The sequence below is a fragment of the Streptomyces sp. NPDC127190 genome (assembly GCF_042672505.1).
Lineage (GTDB): Bacteria > Actinomycetota > Actinomycetes > Streptomycetales > Streptomycetaceae > Streptomyces.
In genome coordinates, this window is record NZ_JBHXVE010000014.1 from 168925 (window position 1) to 186864 (window position 17940).

The 17940-nt window shown below is 70.0% G+C and carries 16 protein-coding genes; 4 read left to right on the top strand and 12 right to left on the bottom strand.

Features of this window, described 5'->3' with window-relative positions; genetic code table 11:
- Positions 1-69: 69 nt before the first annotated feature.
- Positions 70-1431 (bottom strand): Pup--protein ligase, encoded by a 1362-nt coding sequence (gene pafA, locus ACFVIU_RS22420; RefSeq protein WP_361250545.1) that lies wholly within the window; start codon positions 1429-1431, stop codon positions 70-72.
- Positions 1432-1440: 9 nt separating this feature from the next.
- Positions 1441-2700, bottom strand: coding sequence for an MFS transporter (locus tag ACFVIU_RS22425; RefSeq protein ID WP_385844535.1), 1260 nt, complete (start codon positions 2698-2700; stop codon positions 1441-1443).
- 170 nt (positions 2701-2870) lie between these two features.
- Between ACFVIU_RS22425 and ACFVIU_RS22430 the strand changes: the two genes are divergently transcribed.
- Positions 2871-3887: a LacI family DNA-binding transcriptional regulator gene (locus ACFVIU_RS22430; RefSeq protein ID WP_385844536.1), complete on the top strand. Its 1017-nt coding sequence runs from the start codon at positions 2871-2873 to the stop codon at positions 3885-3887.
- 72 nt (positions 3888-3959) lie between these two features.
- Here the strand turns inward: ACFVIU_RS22430 and prcA are convergent, their stop codons facing one another.
- The 6 genes from prcA to arc all read right to left on the bottom strand — a co-directional run bounded on the left by prcA (position 3960) and on the right by arc (position 10126).
- Positions 3960-4706 carry a proteasome subunit alpha gene (gene prcA, locus ACFVIU_RS22435; protein WP_385844537.1) on the bottom strand — a complete coding sequence of 249 codons (747 nt, stop codon included), beginning with the start codon at positions 4704-4706 and terminating at the stop codon, positions 3960-3962.
- Between the two features lie 63 nt (positions 4707-4769).
- Complete coding sequence (prcB, locus tag ACFVIU_RS22440; protein ID WP_385844538.1) at positions 4770-5615, bottom strand: proteasome subunit beta; 846 nt, start codon at positions 5613-5615, stop codon at positions 4770-4772.
- Positions 5567-6160, bottom strand: coding sequence for an endonuclease VII domain-containing protein (locus ACFVIU_RS22445; protein ID WP_385844539.1), 594 nt, complete (start codon positions 6158-6160; stop codon positions 5567-5569). The genes prcB and ACFVIU_RS22445 overlap by 49 nt, the downstream gene beginning before the upstream one ends.
- A 41-nt stretch (positions 6161-6201) precedes the next feature.
- The gene (locus ACFVIU_RS22450) at positions 6202-6420 is read right to left on the bottom strand and encodes a ubiquitin-like protein Pup (protein ID WP_020939002.1); all 219 of its coding nucleotides are present in this window, start codon (positions 6418-6420) and stop codon (positions 6202-6204) included.
- Between the two features lie 172 nt (positions 6421-6592).
- Positions 6593-8104, bottom strand: a complete 1512-nt coding sequence (gene dop, locus ACFVIU_RS22455) for a depupylase/deamidase Dop (RefSeq protein ID WP_385844540.1) — start codon at positions 8102-8104, stop codon at positions 6593-6595.
- Positions 8105-8359: 255 nt separating this feature from the next.
- The gene (gene arc, locus ACFVIU_RS22460; RefSeq protein WP_385844541.1) at positions 8360-10126 is read right to left on the bottom strand and encodes a proteasome ATPase; all 1767 of its coding nucleotides are present in this window, start codon (positions 10124-10126) and stop codon (positions 8360-8362) included.
- Between the two features lie 511 nt (positions 10127-10637).
- Between arc and ACFVIU_RS22465 the strand changes: the two genes are divergently transcribed.
- Positions 10638-10940 (top strand): ferredoxin, encoded by a 303-nt coding sequence (locus ACFVIU_RS22465; protein WP_385844542.1) that lies wholly within the window; start codon positions 10638-10640, stop codon positions 10938-10940.
- Positions 10941-10968: 28 nt separating this feature from the next.
- Here the strand turns inward: ACFVIU_RS22465 and ACFVIU_RS22470 are convergent, their stop codons facing one another.
- From ACFVIU_RS22470 to ACFVIU_RS22480, 3 genes are all read right to left on the bottom strand, one after another.
- Positions 10969-11550, bottom strand: coding sequence for a hypothetical protein (locus tag ACFVIU_RS22470; protein WP_385844543.1), 582 nt, complete (start codon positions 11548-11550; stop codon positions 10969-10971).
- Positions 11551-11827: 277 nt separating this feature from the next.
- Positions 11828-12730: a tRNA (adenine-N1)-methyltransferase gene (locus ACFVIU_RS22475; protein WP_184971000.1), complete on the bottom strand. Its 903-nt coding sequence runs from the start codon at positions 12728-12730 to the stop codon at positions 11828-11830.
- Between the two features lie 72 nt (positions 12731-12802).
- Positions 12803-14278 carry a site-2 protease family protein gene (locus ACFVIU_RS22480; protein ID WP_385844544.1) on the bottom strand — a complete coding sequence of 492 codons (1476 nt, stop codon included), beginning with the start codon at positions 14276-14278 and terminating at the stop codon, positions 12803-12805.
- Positions 14279-14455: 177 nt separating this feature from the next.
- On the opposite strand from ACFVIU_RS22480, the gene ACFVIU_RS22485 reads away from it, so the two are divergent.
- Together ACFVIU_RS22485 and ACFVIU_RS22490 are read left to right on the top strand one after the other, a co-directional pair.
- Positions 14456-15421, top strand: coding sequence for a RecB family exonuclease (locus ACFVIU_RS22485; protein ID WP_385844545.1), 966 nt, complete (start codon positions 14456-14458; stop codon positions 15419-15421).
- Between the two features lie 63 nt (positions 15422-15484).
- Positions 15485-16156 carry a response regulator gene (locus ACFVIU_RS22490; RefSeq protein WP_385844546.1) on the top strand — a complete coding sequence of 224 codons (672 nt, stop codon included), beginning with the start codon at positions 15485-15487 and terminating at the stop codon, positions 16154-16156.
- Positions 16157-16225: 69 nt separating this feature from the next.
- Here the strand turns inward: ACFVIU_RS22490 and ACFVIU_RS22495 are convergent, their stop codons facing one another.
- Entirely contained in the window at positions 16226-17806 is a 1581-nt protein-coding gene (locus tag ACFVIU_RS22495) for an ABC transporter substrate-binding protein (RefSeq protein ID WP_385844547.1), read from the bottom strand.
- Positions 17807-17940 lie beyond the last annotated feature (134 nt).

Below are 17940 nucleotides of genomic sequence, written 5' to 3' on the forward strand. Positions count from 1 at the left end.
GCGCAACTCTACGGCGTGAGAAGGGCGCCGTACGGGAAACGTACGGCGCCCGTGTGGCGTTCCCGCGCACTACATTCCGGCGATCAGTTTCTCCACCCGGTCGTCCACCGAACGGAACGGGTCCTTGCACAACACCGTGCGCTGCGCCTGGTCATTCAGCTTCAGGTGCACCCAGTCGACCGTGAAGTCCCGGCGCTGCTCCTGCGCCCGGCGGATGAAGTCGCCCCGCAGCCGGGCCCGAGTGGTCTGCGGCGGAACCGACTTGCCCTCGAAGATCTTCAAGTCGTTGCAGACCCGGGCCGCTTGGCCCTTCTTCTCCAGCAGGTAGTACAGACCACGACGGCGGTGGATGTCGTGGTAGGCGAGGTCTATCTGCGCCACCCGCGGATGCGACATGGTCATGTTGTGCTTCGCCCGGTACCGCTCGATGAGCTTGTACTTCATGACCCAGTCGATCTCGGTGGCGATCCGGTCCAGTTCCTCGGTCTCGATCGCGTCGAGCGTACGGCCCCACAGCTCCAGCACCTGGGCGACCGTACCCGTGCGGATACCGCGCCGGTCGCAGAAGTCCACGGCCTTGTCGAAGTACTCGCGCTGCACCTCCAGCGCCGACGCCTCCCGCCCGCTGGCCAGCCGCACCTTGCGGCGGCCCGTGATGTCGTGACTCACCTCGCGGATCGCCCGGATCGGGTTCTCCAGGGTGAGATCGCGCATCACCGTGCCCGCCTCGATCATGCGCAGCACCAGATCGGTCGCACCGACCTTCAGCAGCATCGTCGTCTCGGACATGTTCGAGTCACCGACGATGACATGCAGCCGCCGGTACCGCTCGGCGTCCGCGTGCGGTTCGTCGCGCGTGTTGATGATCGGCCGCGAACGCGTCGTGGCCGACGAGACACCCTCCCAGATGTGCTCCGCGCGCTGACTCACGCAGTACACCGCCCCGCGCGGGGTCTGCAACACCTTCCCCGCCCCGCACAGCAGCTGCCGCGTGACCAGGAACGGGATGAGGATGTCCGCGAGCCTCGAGAACTCCCCGTGCCGCGCCACCAGGTAGTTCTCATGGCAGCCGTACGAGTTGCCCGCCGAGTCGGTGTTGTTCTTGAAGAGGTAGACGTCGCCCGCGATTCCCTCCTCGTGCAGGCGTCGTTCCGCGTCCACCAGGAGTCCTTCGAGAATGCGCTCGCCGGCCTTGTCGTGGGTGACCAGTTCGATCACGTTGTCACATTCGGGTGTCGCGTATTCCGGATGTGAGCCCACGTCGAGATAGAGCCGGGCGCCGTTTCGCAGAAAGACATTACTGCTGCGGCCCCATGACACGACACGGCGGAAGAGGTACCGCGCCACCTCGTCAGGAGACAGGCGGCGCTGTCCCCTGAACGTGCACGTGACGCCGTACTCGTTCTCCAGCCCGAAAATGCGGCGGTCCATGAGGGAACATTACGCCCGATCCCCCGAGCTGAAACGGGGTTCGACAGCACGATTTGGATCATTTTCCGATGAAGCCGCAACGACCCCGCCCCGCGCGGGAGCTGCGAGGACCCCTCCGGTGGTGAGCAGCACCAGCAACGACACCGCCCCCGAGGCCCCCGGCAGCGCGAAACCCCACAGCGTGCCACCGGCCTGGACCACCGGCCCGGCCAGGCCCGTTCCCACCGACGCACCCACCGTGAACGTCGTCACGAGCCACGAGAACGCCTCGGTGACCGTACCCCGCGGCGCATGCCGGTCCACGATGATGAACGCGCACGCGATGCACGGCGCCAGGAACACCCCCGACACCACACTCAGCACCACCATGGCCGGCGCCTGCGGCCGCAGCATCAACGGCAGGTAACACACCGCCAGAAGCGCCACCAGCACCCGCAGTCGCCGCTCCGGCGCCCCCGCCCACCGCCGGGCACCGTAGACCGTCCCCCCGGCCAGCGCGCCGAGCCCCAGCCCCGCCATCAGCCAGCCGTACACCGCGTCACCACCGTGCCCGTCCGCGTACGACACCGAGGCGACCGTGATCGAGCCCAGCGCGATGCCCACGAACAGGAACGCCGCGAGCAGCACCAGCAGACCCGGCGAACGCAGCGCACCCAGCCAGTGCGCCTCCCGCGGCGCCGACCGCCACGCGCGCGAAGGCCGCGACACCACCACCGACAGCGCGCCCAGCACACCCAGCAGGTTCAGCACCAGCAGCGCCACCCGCTCGTCCCACAGCGACACGCACACCGTCACCAGCAGCGGCCCCACCGTGTACATGATCTCCTGCGCGACCGCGTCCATCGCGTACGCCGCGTGCACCTGCTCCTCACCGCGCACCACGGACGGCCACAGCGCCCGCAGACCACCCTCCAGCGGCGGAGCGAACAGCCCCGACAGGGCGACCGCCGCATACGCGAGCGGCAGCGGACCGGTGCCGCTGAAGGCGAACACCGCCATCGCCAGCGCCGACAGCACCGCCGCCGGCAACTGCACCCGCGGCTGCCCGTACACGTCCACCAGCCGCCCCAGCACCGGCTGACCGACCGCGTTGGCGACCCCGTACACGGCCGCCAGAGCACCCGCCAGGCTGTAGGTTCCGCCCTCCGCGCGGACGAACAGCACCAGGGCGATCGCCGCGGTCGCGTTCGGCAGCCGGCCCACCAGGGTGCCGGTCAGCAGCCGGAGCGCGTGCCGCGCCCGGAGTATCTCCAGATATCCCGTGGCCATGTCCTGCCCTCCGCCGGCCCGCCCGGTGCACCGCGTCGACCCGGAGCACACCGAAGTGTTACGTATAACGTCCCCTCTCATACGTACCATGTGCGCAGTTCACCCGTCCACACGGCGGAACCCGACCCGCACCGCACACGACCCCACCCACACAGAGGAGCAGGCCCACGGTGGCACGCAGCAGCACGCGCCCGACCAGCCGGGACGTCGCCCAGGCCGCCGGCGTCTCCCAGGCGGCCGTCTCGCTCGTCCTCGGCGACAAATGGCGCGGCCGCGTCTCCGAGACCACCGCCCAGCGCGTCCGCGAAGCCGCCCACGACCTCGGCTACCGCCCCAACCTCGCCGCCCGCAACCTCCGCCTCGGCCACACCCGCACCGTGCTCCTCGTCGTCCCCGCCCTCACCACCGAGTTCTACGGCGGCGTCTACACCGGAGCCGCCCGCGTCGCGGCCGAGAACGGCTTCGGCGTCGTCCTCTACCCCTCGCCCGAAGGCATCGGCCCCGCCCGCGACCCCTTCGCCTCCGCACAGGCCGCACTCGACGGCGTCATCGCCTCCTCCATGGCCGCCGACGCCCTCACCGCCATCCGCGGCGACCAGCTCCCCCTCGTCATGCTCGACAGCGACCCCCACGGCAGCCTCGGCGCCGCCACCGTCAACCTCGACATCGCCGACGGCATCCGCCAGGTCGCCGCCCACCTCCTCGGCCTCGGCCACCGCCGCGTCCTCCACCTCGCCGCCGACGTCCCCTCCTGGACCTTCGAGATGCGCGCCAGGGAACTCGCCGCCCAGCTGGCCGCCGTACCCGGCACCCACCTCAGCACCGCCCGCGCCCCCATCTCCATCGAAGACGCCCGCGCCGCCACCGAGACGGCCCTGCGCACCCCCGGCCCCCGCCCCACCGCCGTCGTCTGCGACGACGACAAACTCGCCGCCGGCGCCTACAAGGCCCTGCGCCGCCTCGGCCTGCGCATCCCCGACGACATCTCCGTCACCGGCCTCGACGACCTCGCCCTCGCCACCGCCATGGACCCCGAACTCACCACCGTCCGCCTCGACGCCGAGCTCTTCGGCGAACGCGGCATGCACGCCCTCCTGGCCGTCCTGGACGGCCGCGAACCCCGCAGCGGCGACATCCCCGTCGAACTCGTCGTCCGCGGCTCCACAGCGCCCCCACCGACCCCCTGACCACCCCCGGGCAGCAGGAAGCCCCGGCCGGACAACCGACCGGGGCACCCCGACACACACAGCGACGAAGGACTACTCGCCCTCCGGCTCCTCCGCGCTCTCCGCCTCCGTGGCGGCGCCGTCCGCCGCCAGCAGACGCGACAGCTGACGCCCCACGATCCGCTTGAACTTGCGCTTCTGCGGCCGCGTACGATCCAGCACCGCGACCTCCAGACGCTCCGCCGGAATCTCCCGCTCGGTGCCGTTGGTGTCCCGCGACAGCGCCTGCACGGCCAGCTTCAACGCCTCCGCCAGGCTCATCCCGTCCTGATGGCGCTGGTCCAGGAAACCGCTGATCTGCTCGGCATTGCCACCCACCGCGACCGAACCGTGCTCGTCCACGATCGACCCGTCATGCGGCAGCCGGTAGATCTGATCCCCCTCCGGGGTCTCCCCCACCTCCGCCACGACCAGCTCCACCTCGTACGGCTTCTCCGCCGCCGAAGAGAAGATCGTGCCCAGCGTCTGCGCGTACACATTCGCCAGACCACGCGCGGTCACGTCATCACGGTCATAGGTGTAACCGCGCAGATCCGCGTAGCGGACACCACCGATACGCAGGTTCTCGTACTCGTTGTACTTACCGGCGGCCGCGAAACCGATCCGGTCGTAGATCTCGCTGAACTTGTGCAGCGCACGGGACGGGTTCTCACCGACGAACACAATGCCGTCGGCATACTGCATGACCACCAGGCTGCGACCCCGGGCGATGCCCTTCCGGGCGTACTCCGCACGGTCCGCCATGGCCTGCTGGGGTGAGACATAGAACGGCGTCGACACCGGTTATCCGTCCCTTTCTGTCATGGTCACTGGATCACCTTGAAAAGAAACCGGGCACACGCCTCAGAGCAGCGCCGCCTTCGGGCCGTCGGGCTCCTCCAGGCGCCGCTGCAGCACCGCACGGGAGAGCTCGGAGGACTCGTCCTCGGTGAGCCGGCGGTAGCCGTCCTCGGTGATCACCGTGATGATCGGATAGATCCGGCGGGCGACATCGGGACCACCGGTCGCCGAGTCGTCGTCTGCCGCGTCGTAGAGCGCCTGCACCACCAGCGTGGTGGCCTGCTCCTCGGTCAGGTCGTCACGGAACAGCTTCTTCATCGCACCACGCGCGAAGATCGAGCCGGACCCGGTCGCCGCGAAGTGGTGCTCCTCGCTCCGGCCGCCCGTCACGTCGTACGAGAAGATGCGCCCCCTCTCCCGGTCCAGGTCATAGCCCGCGAAGAGCGGGACCACGGCCAGCCCCTGCATGGCCATGCCCAGGTTGGACCGGATCATCGTCGACAGCCGGTTCGCCTTGCCCTCCAGCGACAGCTGAGCACCCTCGACCTTCTCGAAGTGCTCCAGCTCCAGCTGGAAGAGCTTGACCATCTCCACGGCCAGACCGGCGGTGCCGGCGATACCGACGGCCGAGTACTCGTCCGCCGGGAACACCTTCTCGATGTCCCGCTGAGCGATCACATTGCCCATCGTGGCCCGGCGGTCACCGGCCAGCACCACGCCACCGGGGAACGTGACGGCCACGATGGTCGTCCCGTGCGGCGCCTCGATCACCCCCTGGGTGGGGGGCAGCTGACGGTTGCCGGGCAGCAGCTCGGGCTGGTGCTCGGAGAGGAAGTCCATGAAGGACGAGGACCCAGGCGTCAGGAAGGCAGCTGGTAGACGCCCGGTGCTACGAGTGTTGGCTTCCACGCGATTCCTTCCACATAGGCAGCAGCCCGCCTTATTGCATCGGGCCGATCCTTGAACTGCCCCAGCGCGGCGTTGCAGCTGAAGCACAGTACGCCACGGACCCTACCCGTCTCATGGCAGTGATCCACATGTGCGGGCGGAGCCGCAAGACATATGCAGCAGACGCCACCTTGGGAGGCGACCAGCAGGTCGCGCTCGGCTTCAGTGAGACCGTACTTGCGCTTGAAGTAGCTGACCCTGTTCCGCTCCGCCCGGCACGCACGGCAGTAGCTCGCCCAACCGTCCGAGGAGGACTTGTTGCGCTCCCATTCGCACAATGGCTTCACCACTTCGCACTGCGGGCAGCGCTTGTGCCCCTGCGGGACAGGTACCTTCTCCCGGACCTTCTTGCCCTTGGCCTCCTGACGCTGCCGGTAGTACGTGGCAGCACACTCCCGGCAATACGCCTGGAGGCCATCGGACGTGGACCTGTTGCTTGCGAACGCCGAACGCGGCAGTTGCTGCTTGCACCGCGAGCAGCGCCTCGAAGCTGACTCTTGACTCACCCCGAGAATCCCCCGACTTCACCTTTGAACCAAAGGTGAAATCACTCGCCACCCTTCTGAACGAAGGACCTCACGAAATCCTCGGCGTTCTCCTCGAGTACGTCATCGATTTCGTCCAGCACCGAGTCCACGTCGTCCGACAGCTTCTCGTGCCGTTCCTTCAGGTCCTCCGAGGCCTGCGCGTCCTGCGCCTGCTCCTCGACCTCCTCGGTCGAGCGCGTGGCCTTCTGCTGACCGCCGCCGGTGTCCTTGGTTGCCATAACCCTCACCCCGCTCAGTTAGCCTGCCGATCGGTGATGATCAGACCCTACAAGCCGGGTCCGACATCGGCCCCGCAGTTTCTGCAACGTACGGGGGCCACTGCGATGATTCCCTGGCGGGCCGGGTTTCCACCCTGCCCGCCCGGGGCCCACCGGGTACCCGCTGGCCCGCTCAGCCGCCTGACAGGACCCTGACCAGGTCTTCCGCGGTGCGGCAGCGGTCCAGCAGTTCCTTGACGTGATTTCGCGTTCCGCGTAGCGGTTCCAGGGTTGGGACACGCTGGAGCGAGTCCCGCCCGGGAAGGTCGAAGATGACCGAGTCCCAGCTTGCCGCCGCCACGTCGTCGGCGTACTGCTCGAGGCAGCGGCCGCGGAAGTAGGCGCGGGTGTCCTCCGGGGGCTGCGTGCGGGCGCGGTCGACCTCGGACTCGTCCAGGAGCCGCTTCATGCGGCCGCGGGCGGCGAGGCGGTTGTAGAGGCCCTTCTCGGCGCGTACGTCGGCGTACTGGAGGTCGACGAGGTGGAGCCGGGCGGCGTCCCAGTCGAGGCCGTCGCGGCGGCGGTAGCCCTCCATGAGTTCGCGCTTGGCGACCCAGTCGAGTTCGCCGGCCAGGCTCATGGGGTCGTTCTCGAGCCGGGTGAGGGTGTCCTCCCAGCGGCTGAGGACGTCCTTGGTCTGGTCGTCGGCGTCGGCGCCGTAGCGTTCCTCGACGTACTTGCGGGCCAGCTCGTAGTACTCCATCTGCAACTGGACCGCGGTGAGTGTGCGGCCGCTGCGGAGGGTGACCAGGCGCTTGAGGGACGGGTCGTGGGAGACCTGGTGGAGGGTGCGGACGGGCTGGTCGACGGCGAGGTCGACGGCGATGAAGGCGTCCTCGATCATGGACAGGACCAGGGCGGTCGTGCCCAGCTTGAGGTAGGTGGAGATCTCCGAGAGGTTGGCGTCGCCGATGATCACATGGAGGCGGCGGTACTTCTCGGCGTCCGCGTGGGGTTCGTCGCGGGTGTTGATGATGGGGCGCTTGAGCGTGGTCTCGAGGCCGACCTCGACCTCGAAGTAGTCCGCGCGCTGGCTGAGCTGGAAGCCGTGTTCGTGTCCGTCCTGGCCGATGCCGACGCGGCCGGCGCCGGCGAAGACCTGGCGGGAGACGAAGAAGGGCGTGAGGTGGCGCACGATGTCCGAGAAGGGGGTCTCCCGCTTCATCAGGTAGTTCTCGTGCGTGCCGTAGGAGGCGCCCTTGTTGTCGGTGTTGTTCTTGTAGAGGTGGATGGGCTGGGCGCCGGGGAGCTGGGCGGCTCGTTCGGCGGCCTCGGCCATGATGCGTTCGCCGGCCTTGTCCCAGAGGACGGCGTCGCGGGGGTTGGTGACCTCGGGGGCGCTGTATTCGGGGTGGGCGTGGTCGACGTAGAGGCGTGCGCCGTTGGTGAGGATGACGTTGGCGAGGCCGATGTCCTCGTCGGTGAGCTGGCTGGCGTCGGCGGCCTCGCGGGCGAGGTCGAAGCCTCGCGCGTCGCGTAGCGGGTTCTCCTCCTCGAAGTCCCAGCGGGCCCGGCGGGCCCGGTGCATCGCCGCCGCGTAGGCGTTGACGATCTGGGACGAGGTGAGCATGGCATTGGCGTTCGGGTGGCCGGGGACGGAGATCCCGTACTCCGTCTCGATGCCCATTACTCGCCGTACGGTCATGCGGCCCTCCTTGCCCGGCGGCACCCTCGGTCGTGGGCGTCGCTTGCGTACCGCTGGTACTGCGGCGCGTGTGCGGTGCCCGTCCCCGCACTGCGCGACTCGGCGGTAGGAACGAGCCTAGAACGCCTTTGCGCTGGTGGGGAGATCATTTGCGTCAATTGCCTGCTGCGGTCGTGGCCCCGTCGTGGCCTGATCGTGGCCTGGAAAGCAGTCGGCTGCGGGTACCCGGTGTGGGCACCCGCAGCCGCCCTGTGGTTACAGGTACTGCCCGGTGTTGGCCACCGTGTCGATGGAGCGTCCGGTGTCCGCGCCCTGCTTGCCGGTGATGAGGGTGCGGATGTAGACGATCCGTTCGCCCTTCTTTCCGGAGATGCGGGCCCAGTCGTCGGGGTTGGTCGTGTTGGGCAGGTCCTCGTTCTCCTTGAACTCGTCCACGCAGGCCTGGAGGAGGTGGGAGACGCGGAGGCCCTTCTGGTTCTTCTCGAGGAAGTCCTTGATCGCCATCTTCTTGGCGCGGCCGACGATGTTCTCGATCATGGCGCCGGAGTTGAAGTCCTTGAAGTAGAGGACTTCCTTGTCACCGTTGGCGTAGGTGACCTCCAGGAAGCGGTTCTCCTCGGACTCGGCGTACATGTGCTCGACCGCGGTCTGGATCATGGCCTGGACCGTGGCGCTCTTGTCTCCGCCGTGTTCGGTGAGGTCGTCTCCGTGCAGGGGGAGGCGCTCGGTGAGGTACTTGCCGAAGATGTCCTTGGCGGCCTCGGCGTCCGGGCGCTCGATCTTGATCTTCACGTCGAGGCGGCCGGGGCGCAGGATGGCGGGGTCGATCATGTCCTCGCGGTTGGAGGCGCCGATGACGACCACGTTCTGGAGGCCCTCGACGCCGTCGATCTCGGCGAGGAGCTGGGGGACGATGGTGTTCTCGACGTCGGAGCTGACGCCGGAGCCGCGGGTGCGGAAGAGGGATTCCATCTCGTCGAAGAAGACGATGACGGGTGTGCCCTCGCTGGCCTTCTCGCGGGCACGCTGGAAGACGAGGCGGATCTGCCGCTCGGTCTCGCCGACGTACTTGTTGAGCAGCTCCGGACCCTTGATGTTCAGGAAGAAGCTCTTGCCGGCGGCCTGGCCGGTGACTTCGGCGACCTTCTTGGCGAGCGAGTTGGCGACGGCCTTGGCGATGAGCGTCTTGCCGCAACCGGGGGGGCCGTAGAGCAGGACGCCCTTGGGCGGGCGCAGCTCGTGCTCCTTGAACAGGTCGGGGTAGAGGTACGGCAGCTCGACCGCGTCGCGGATGGCCTCGATCTGGTTGCCGAGGCCGCCGATGGCTTCGTACCCGATGTCGGGGACCTCTTCGAGGACGAGTTCCTCGACCTCGCTCTTGGGGACGACCTCGTAGACGTATCCCGAGCGGGGTTCGAGCAGGAGGGCGTCGCCGGGGCGGATGGTGACGTCCAGCAGCGGCTCGGCAAGCCGTACCACCCGCTCCTCGTCGGTGTGCCCGAGCACGAGGGCTCGTTCGCCGTCCTCGAGGATCTCCTTGAGGGTGACGATGTCGCCGACGCGCTCGAATTCCATGGCCTCGACCACGTTGAGCGCTTCGTTGAGCATGACTTCCTGGCCGCGGCGCAGGTCGTCGAGTTCGACGCTTGGGCTGACGTTCACCCGGAGTTTGCGGCCGCCGGTGAAGATGTCGGCGGTGCCGTCCTCGTTCGCCGCGAGGAAGACTCCGAAGCCGGCCGGCGGCTGGGCGAGCCGGTCGACTTCTTCCTTGAGGGCCACGATCTGGTCGCGGGCCTCGCGGAGGGTGTTGGCCAGGCGTTCGTTCTGGGCGGACACGCCGGCCAGGTTGGTCTGCAGCTCGACGATCCGCTCTTCGAGAATCCTCGTGTGTCGCGGAGAGTCGGCGAGCTTGCGGCGCAGGACGGCGATCTCCTGCTCAAGGTAGGCAATCTGCCCGGCCGGGTCGTCGGACCCGCGTCCCGGGCGGATGCCGCGGTTCATGTCGTCGTCGTGGGCTGCCACGGTCCTCACCTCCTCCAAGGGGAGCTGGACGCTTCCAGACCCTACCTGGGTGGGTGTCGATTGAAACCCCTAGATCACAAAGACTGTCAAGGTGTGTCGTCGGTCACCCGTTGCGCTCTCCCTCGCACGGAGGGGATACCCACTCAACGTCGGGGGAAAGCAGTCTGTTCCATGCATGGCGCGGTCAAAACCCTTCGCGGTTGGCCGGAGTTGTCCGCTGGGGGGTGTCTGCGGGCAGCCCGGAGGGCGCTCGTACGATCATCACGCAGAGCGATGGTTCGAGTGGGCGCTGTCACGGTGAGTTCCGGCTCGCGGGGTGGCCGGGATGGGTGGGGCGCCGTGTTTCGGTCGGGCGCTCGTACCCGGGTGGGGTGGCGGGGAAACCCGGCGGTGGTGGGCGGTGGCCGGTTCGCGGGCGGAGGTAGGGTCGGAGGGTGTTCAACAGCCGCTGGTGCGGACCTGGCTGGCCCTCGGGGTGTCCGGGCCGCGCGGCGTATCGACGGCAGGAGAGATGAGCGTGCAGCAGGAGGCCCCGGGCGGCGAGGCGCTGGAGGTCTGGATCGACCAGGACCTGTGTACCGGCGACGGGATCTGCGCCCAGTACGCGCCTGAGGTGTTCGAGCTGGACATCGACGGGCTGGCGTATGTGAAGGGCGCGGACGAGGAGCTGCTCCAGGCTCCGGGGGCGACGGTGCCGGTGCCGCTGCCGCTGCTGGCGGACGTGGTGGACTCGGCCCGGGAGTGTCCCGGGGAGTGCATCCATGTGCGTCGGGTTTCGGACAGCGTCGAGGTGTACGGGCCCGACGCGGAGTGAGCCGGGCCCGGGGCGGGTTCGGCCGGGGTCAGACGGAGTGGGCCGCGGCCGGGGTGGAGCGGATGAAGGCGTTGCCGTTCCACTGCCAGCTGGCCGGGGTCTTCAGGTCGGGGCAGCAATTGGGCACGTCGTCCGAGGAGTAGCCGAGCAGGGTGGCGCCGACGGTGCGCGCGTGCAGCGTGAAGTCGGTGACGGTGAGCCGGTCCTTGGGGTCGACGAGGGTGGCGACGACGCGTGGGGTGCCGCCGTCGGCGGGGCGGGTGAGGACGTAGACCCCGTCGGGCGGGGTGCCCATGGCGGAGTCGCAGTGCACGACGGCGACGGTTTCGGGTCTGCCGTCGCCGTCGAGGTCTCCGCTGGCCTTCTTGGCGACGAGCGCTTTGACGGGTCCGCAGTTCAGCGGGAAGGCCACGCCGGTGGTGGCGGGAGGTGCGGCGGCCGCGGGGGCGGGCTTGGTGCCGGTGGCGGGGATGCGTTGGGCGGCCGTGGCCGATCCGGGTTGCAGGACGGAGGAGAGGGCCACCACGCCGGCTACTGCGGTGGCGGTGGCGACCCAGTGGATGGGTCGGGTCTGGGTGTGGGCGAGCTCCGGAACGGCGGATTGCTGCACGAGGAGTGTCTCCTGTGAGGGCTGTGCCGGTGGGGTGGCCAGCATGGTGCCACACGTCACAGTGCGGGGGAACGGCGGGGTCCGGGATTTCGGCCGGCGGGAGTGCGGCCCGCGCGCGTGGGGGTGCCGGTCCTGGTGTGGTGTCAACGTGCGGGCGCCGTGCCCGGGTTCCCGTGGTGCGGTGGGAACTCGGGCACGGCGCCCTTGGGTTGTGCTCTGTGTGTGCCGGTACGGCGTGTGGTGTGCCGTGCGGCGGTGTGGTGCCCGGCGGGGCCGGTCAGCGGCCGGCGCCGCCGTCGGCGTTGGGTCCGGCGTAGTCCTCGCCGTAGGCGCCCTTGGCGGGGCGGCGGCGGCGCATGGGCGGCTCGACGCCGTCGGCGAGGCGGCGGGCGGTGAGCAGGAAGCCGGTGTGGCCGATCATGCGGTGGTCGGGGCGGACGGCGAGGCCCTCGATGTGCCAGTTGCGGATCATGGTCTCCCAGGCGGTCGGCTCGTTGAAGCAGCCGATCTCGCGGATGGACTCCACGGTCCGGGCGAGCTGCGTGGTGGTGGCCACGTAGCAGCACAGGATGCCGCCGGGGACGAGGGCCTTGGAGACGGCCTCCAGGCATTCCCAGGGGGCGAGCATGTCGAGGATGACGCGGTCGACGTCGGTGTCGGACAGGTTGTCCTGGAGGTCGCCGACGGTGAGCTGCCAGGCGGGGTGGGGGCCGCCGAAGTAGCGCTCCACGTTCGCCTGGGCGATCTCGGCGAAGTCCTCGCGGCGCTCGTAGGAGTGCAGCATGCCCTGGTCGCCGATGGCGCGCAGCAGGAAGCTGCTGAGCGAGCCGGAGCCGACGCCGGCCTCCACGACGCGGGCGCCGGGGAAGATGTCGGCGAAGGCGAGGATCTGCCCCGCGTCCTTGGGGTAGACGACGGCTGCCCCGCGGGGCATGGAGAGGACGTAGTCGGGGAGCAGGGGGCGCAGCGCGAGGTAGGCCACGTTGCCGGTGGTGCGGACAACGCTGCCCTCGGGAGCACCGATCAGTTCGTCGTGCGGGAAGGAGCCCTTGTGGGTGTGGAAGTTCTTCCCGGCTTCGAGCGTGAACGTGTAGTGGCGGCCCTTGGGGTCGGTCAGCTGTACCTGGTCCCCGACCTTGAAGGGCCCGCGCCTGCGGGCGGCACCGGTCGGTTCGGACATGTGACCAGACTACCGGCCTTTCCGGGGGCCGCCGACCATGTGGCGGGGGCCCGGGGGGCTGGCTCGGGGGGGTCAGGAGCCGGGGCGGGCCATGGCGCGTACGAAGGCGCGTTCGACGTCGGCGGCGGACAGGACGCCGTAGATCTCGCCGTTGTCCTCGACGACGAGGTACTCGGTGGCGGGGGTGGCGCGCAGGGTGTCGAGGAGGTCTTCGCCGGCCAGCTCGGCGGAGACCCGCATGCCCTCGGTGAGGTCCTGGGCGAGGCCGCTGACGGCGACCCAGGGGCGGCGGTGTTCGGGTACGGCGACGATGGCGGACTCGCGGACCAGGGCGAGGGGGTGGCCGTGGGCGTCGACGACGACGAGGGCGCGGGCGCCGGCGGCGTTGGCGCGGCGCAGGGCTTCGGAGAGGGGGGTGTCGGTCTCGACGGGTACGGCGCGTCGGGTGAGGGCGCGGGCGCGGAGTTCGGGGAGGTGTTCGCGCAGCCGGGCCATGCGCAGGCTGTTGCCGGCGCCGGTCCAGATGATCGCGGCGAGGATCGCGGCGAGCAGGGCGTCGGTGACGGTGTCCATGCCGCCCGTGTCGGTGCTGCTGCCGCCGAGGGCGCCGGACTGGTTGAGCAGGGGCAGCCCGATGAGGACGGAGACGGCGAGGGCGCGGCCGACCCAGGCGGCGGCGACGGTGCCGCTCATCGGCTTGCCGGTGATCTTCCAGACGACGGCGCGGAGCATGCGGCCGCCGTCGAGGGGCAGGCCGGGCAGGAGGTTGAAGGCGGCCACGATGAGGTTGGAGATCATCAGGCCGGCGAGCAGTATGCCGGGGACGGAGCGGGGTTCGACGGGCTTCATGGCGAGGTAGAAGAGGCCCGCGAGGACGAGGGAGAGCAGGGGGCCGACGAAGGCGAGGACGAACTCGCGGCCGGGGGTCTCGGCCTCCTTCTCGATCTCGGAGACGCCGCCGAAGAACTGGAGCTGGATGCGGCGGACGGGGAGTTTGAAGCGGATCGCGGCGACGGTGTGGGCCAGCTCGTGGACCAGGACGGAGGCGTAGAAGGCGACCGCGAAGAACAGCGAGACGAGGTAGCGGGCAGCCCCGAGCTCGGGCAGGACGCGGTCGAGCTGGCCGCCGAAGACCCAGGTGATCAGGGCGGCGACGAGGAACCAGCTCGGTGCGACGTACACGGGGACGCCGAAGGGCCGTCCCATGAGGATGCCGCCGCCGGGTTCCTTGGCGCGCGGCTGTGGCGGTTCGCCCTTGGCGATGCCGGAGTGGGCGAGCGAGCGGGGGGCGTCGGGGTCGGGGTGGGGGTGGGGACCGGGGGTGTCCCGGTGGGCCTTGTCGTCGCCCGGGTCGTGCGCGTCCTCGGTGGGCTGCCCGGTGGCTGCCGTGTCCTCGGGTTCGGCGCCGGGGGCGCTGTCCGGCTGCCGGGTTCCTTCCGGGTCCGGTGCGGGGTCGGGGTGGGGCGCCGGGGTCGCAGGGCCGGTGGGGTGCTCGGCCGGCTCGTCGTTGCCGGACCGCGGCTGTCCGCTTCCGCCGCTCACGTCCACGGTGTCCCCTCGTTCGAAGCGTCTTCCGTACCTGCCGGCCGGAAGGGTCTCCGGTCGATGGTATGCGGCCGTGGTGGCACGTTCCGCCCCGGCACCCCTCGTGTTCACCGTGTGATCGCGACCCCGGCGCGGGCGGCGGCTGGGTCACTGTCAGTGGCGGGCCGTATGGTCGTGGGCATGGACAGCAGCATCGAGGACGCGGGAGCCCTGCCGGGCGGCATCGGCCCGTCGGGTCCGGCCGGCGCGGGCGGGGCGGAGCCGGGGGAAACCGGAGCGGAGCCGTCGGCGGCCGGGGCGGAGCCGGCGGCGGGCGGCGGGGAGCGGGTGGCCGTGGCGCCGACCTCCTTGTCTCCGTCCCGGGCCAGTGACTTCATGCAGTGTCCGCTGCTGTACCGGTTCCGGGTGATCGACCGGCTGCCGGAGAAGCCGAGCGCGGCGGCGACCCGCGGCACGCTGGTGCACGCGGTGCTCGAGCGGTTGTTCGACGCGCCGGCCGGGGAGCGGACCGCGCCGCGGGCCAAGTCGCTGATCCCGGGCCAGTGGGACCGGCTGCGGGAGAGCCGGCCCGAGGTGACCGAGCTGTTCGCCGACGATCCCGAGGGCGAGCGGCTGGCCGGCTGGCTCGGCGAGGCGGAGCAGCTGGTGGAGCGCTGGTTCACGCTGGAGGATCCGACCCGGCTGGAGCCCGCCGAGCGGGAGCTGTTCGTGGAGGCGGAGCTGGAGTCGGGGCTGCGGCTGCGCGGGATCATCGACCGGGTGGACGTCGCGCCGACCGGTGAGGTGCGGATCGTCGACTACAAGACGGGCAAGGCGCCCCGGCCGGAGTATGCCGAGGGCGCGCTGTTCCAGATGAAGTTCTACGCGCTGGTGGTGTGGCGGCTGAAGCGGGTCGTGCCGCGGCGGTTGCAGCTGGTGTATCTGGGCAGCGGGGACGTGCTGACGTACGACCCGGTGCTGGCCGATCTGGAGCGGGTGGAGCGCAAGCTGCTGGCGCTGTGGGAGGCGATCCGGCAGGCGACGGAGACCGGCGAGTGGCGGGCGCGGCCGACGAAGCTGTGCGGCTGGTGCGATCACCGGGCGCACTGTCCGGAGTTCGGCGGCACTCCCCCGCCCTATCCGCTGCCGGTGCGGGCGGCGGAGTAGGGCGGCCGGTTCCGGGAGCGTGGTGCAAGGCAGAATGGGGCCGGACGAGCGAAGGAGTGTCCTGTGGCCATCCGTGTCCTGCTGGTCGACGACCAGCCCCTGCTGCGTACCGGTTTCCGGATGATCCTGGAGGCCGAGCAGGACCTCGCGGTCGTGGGCGAGGCCGGTGACGGTCTTCAGGCCCTCGACCAGGTACGGGCCTTGCAGCCGGACGTCGTGCTGATGGACATCCGTATGCCGCGGATGGACGGGGTGGAGGCGACCCGGCAGATCACCGGGCCGGGCCGGGACGGTCCGGCGAAGGTGCTGGTGCTGACCACGTTCGACCTGGACGAGTATGTGGTGGAGGCGTTGCGCGCGGGGGCCAGCGGCTTTCTGCTGAAGGACGCGCCGGCCCATGAGCTGGTGCAGGCGATCCGGGTGGTCGCGGCCGGTGAGGCGCTGCTGGCGCCGAGCATCACGCGCCGGCTGCTGGACAAGTACGCCACGCATCTGCCGTCCGGTGAGGAGCCGTTGCCGGACACCCTGCACACGCTCACCGACCGTGAGGTGGAGGTGCTGAAGCTGGTGGCGCGGGGGCTGTCCAACGCGGAGATCGCCGCGGATCTGTTCGTCAGTGAGACGACGGTGAAGACGCATGTGGGGCATGTGCTCACCAAGCTGGGGCTCCGGGACCGGGTGCAGGCGGCGGTGTACGCGTACGAGAGCGGGCTGGTGCGCCCCGGCGCGCAGTAGGCCGCGGGCTGATTCACGCCGAGGGCGCCCCTCCCGTGTGGTGAGGGGCGCCCTTGTGGTGTCGGGGGGTCAGCTCTTGCTGAGTTCCCAGAACCGGAAGACGGTCGAGGCGTCGAGGCAGTACTCGAGGCCGTAGACGCCGTCGCGGGTGACCGCGTACTGCTTGGCCTGCCAGACGGGCAGGACGGGCAGTTCGTCGGCGACGATGTCCTGGAGCCGGCCGAAGTCCTTGTCGGTGGCGCCGCGGTCGCTCTGTGCGGCGGTGTCCGGGATGAGGGTGCCGGTGATGGTGCGGTTGCTGTAGTTGTTGTCGAGCACGTTGCCCTTGCCGAAGAAGGGGGCCGTGAAGTTGTCGGCGTCGGGGTAGTCCGGCACCCAGCCCTTCACGTACACGCCGTACTTGCCGGCGGCGATGTCCTTCTCGTACTGGTCGAAGGCGACGGACTTGACGTCGGCGTCGAACAGGCCGCTGGCGTTGAGCTGGCCGGCGATGGCCGTCAACTCCTCGTCGGTGGCGGGGCCGTAGCGGGACGGCGTGGACCACAGGGTGAGCTTGACCTTGCCGGTGATGCCGGCGGCGCGCAGTGCGGCGGCGGCCTTGGCCTTGGAGGGGCGGGCGCCGTAGGTGTCGAAGAAGGCCGTGTTGTGCCCGGCGATACCGGCCGGGATGATCGAGTACAGCGGGGTGGCGGTGCCCTGGTAGACGTTCTTGATGAGGGCGTCGCGGTCCAGCAGGTGGGCGATGGCCTTGCGGACGCCGAGTTTGCCGGCGACGGGGTCCTTCATGTTGAAGACCAGGTGCTGGACCTCGGCGCTGGTGCCCTCGACGGCGTTGACGCCCTTGCTGCCGTCCTGCTTCTCGATGCCGGCGATGTCGGAGGCGGTCAGGCCTCGGTAGGCGATGTCGATGTCGCCGGCGAGGAGGGCCTTCTTCAGGGCTGCGCGGTCGCCGTGGAAGAACTTCACGGTGACGCCGGAGTTCCTGGGCTTGGCGGTGCCCCGGTAGTTGTCGTTGACCGAGAAGACGGCTTTGTCGCCGTCGAAGGAGTCCAGCTTGTAGGGGCCGGAGCCGACCGCCTGGTGGTCGGTGCGCAGGCCGTTCGCGTGGTACTGGCGGTGGTCCACGACGGAGCCGGCGCCGGAGGCGATCTTGCTGGGGAAGGTGGCGTCGGGGACCTTCAGGCGGAAGACGACCGTCGTGGCGTCGGGGGTGTCGATCCGGCCGAGCGTCGGGAACATGATCGCGGGCCCCGCGGGGTCGTTGATCTTCCGCATGCGGTCGAAGGAGAACTTCACGTCCCGCGAGGTGAGGGGGTCGCCGTTGCTGAACTTCAGGCCGTTGTTCAGCCGGCACTGGTAGACCATGGCCCGGCTGTCGGTGAAGGTGCACTGCCGGGCGAGTTCGGGCTGCGGCTCGGTCGCGCCCTTGGGGAAGCTGAGCAGCGACTGGAAGACGTTGTCGAACAACAGCCAGGAGCCGGGGTCGTAGCCGGATGCCGGGTCCGTGGCGAGGATGTCGTCGGACATCCCCACCACCACGGACGAGCCGGTCCCCCCGGAGTCGGCGGTCCCCGTGCCGCAGCCGGTCAGCAGGCCGGAGGCCAGTCCCGCCACGAGGGGCAGGACCGGCCACTGGTTGCGCATATTCACTTGAGTGTGCCTTGTCGTCGGTCGGTCACCCCGAGGCCGCGTTCCCGGCCCCGGGCCCCGGGGCAGCCGTCCCTGGCCCCCGGGCGACGGGGGCCGCTGGCCGGGTCCGGTCGCGACCCCGCGGTACGGCCCCC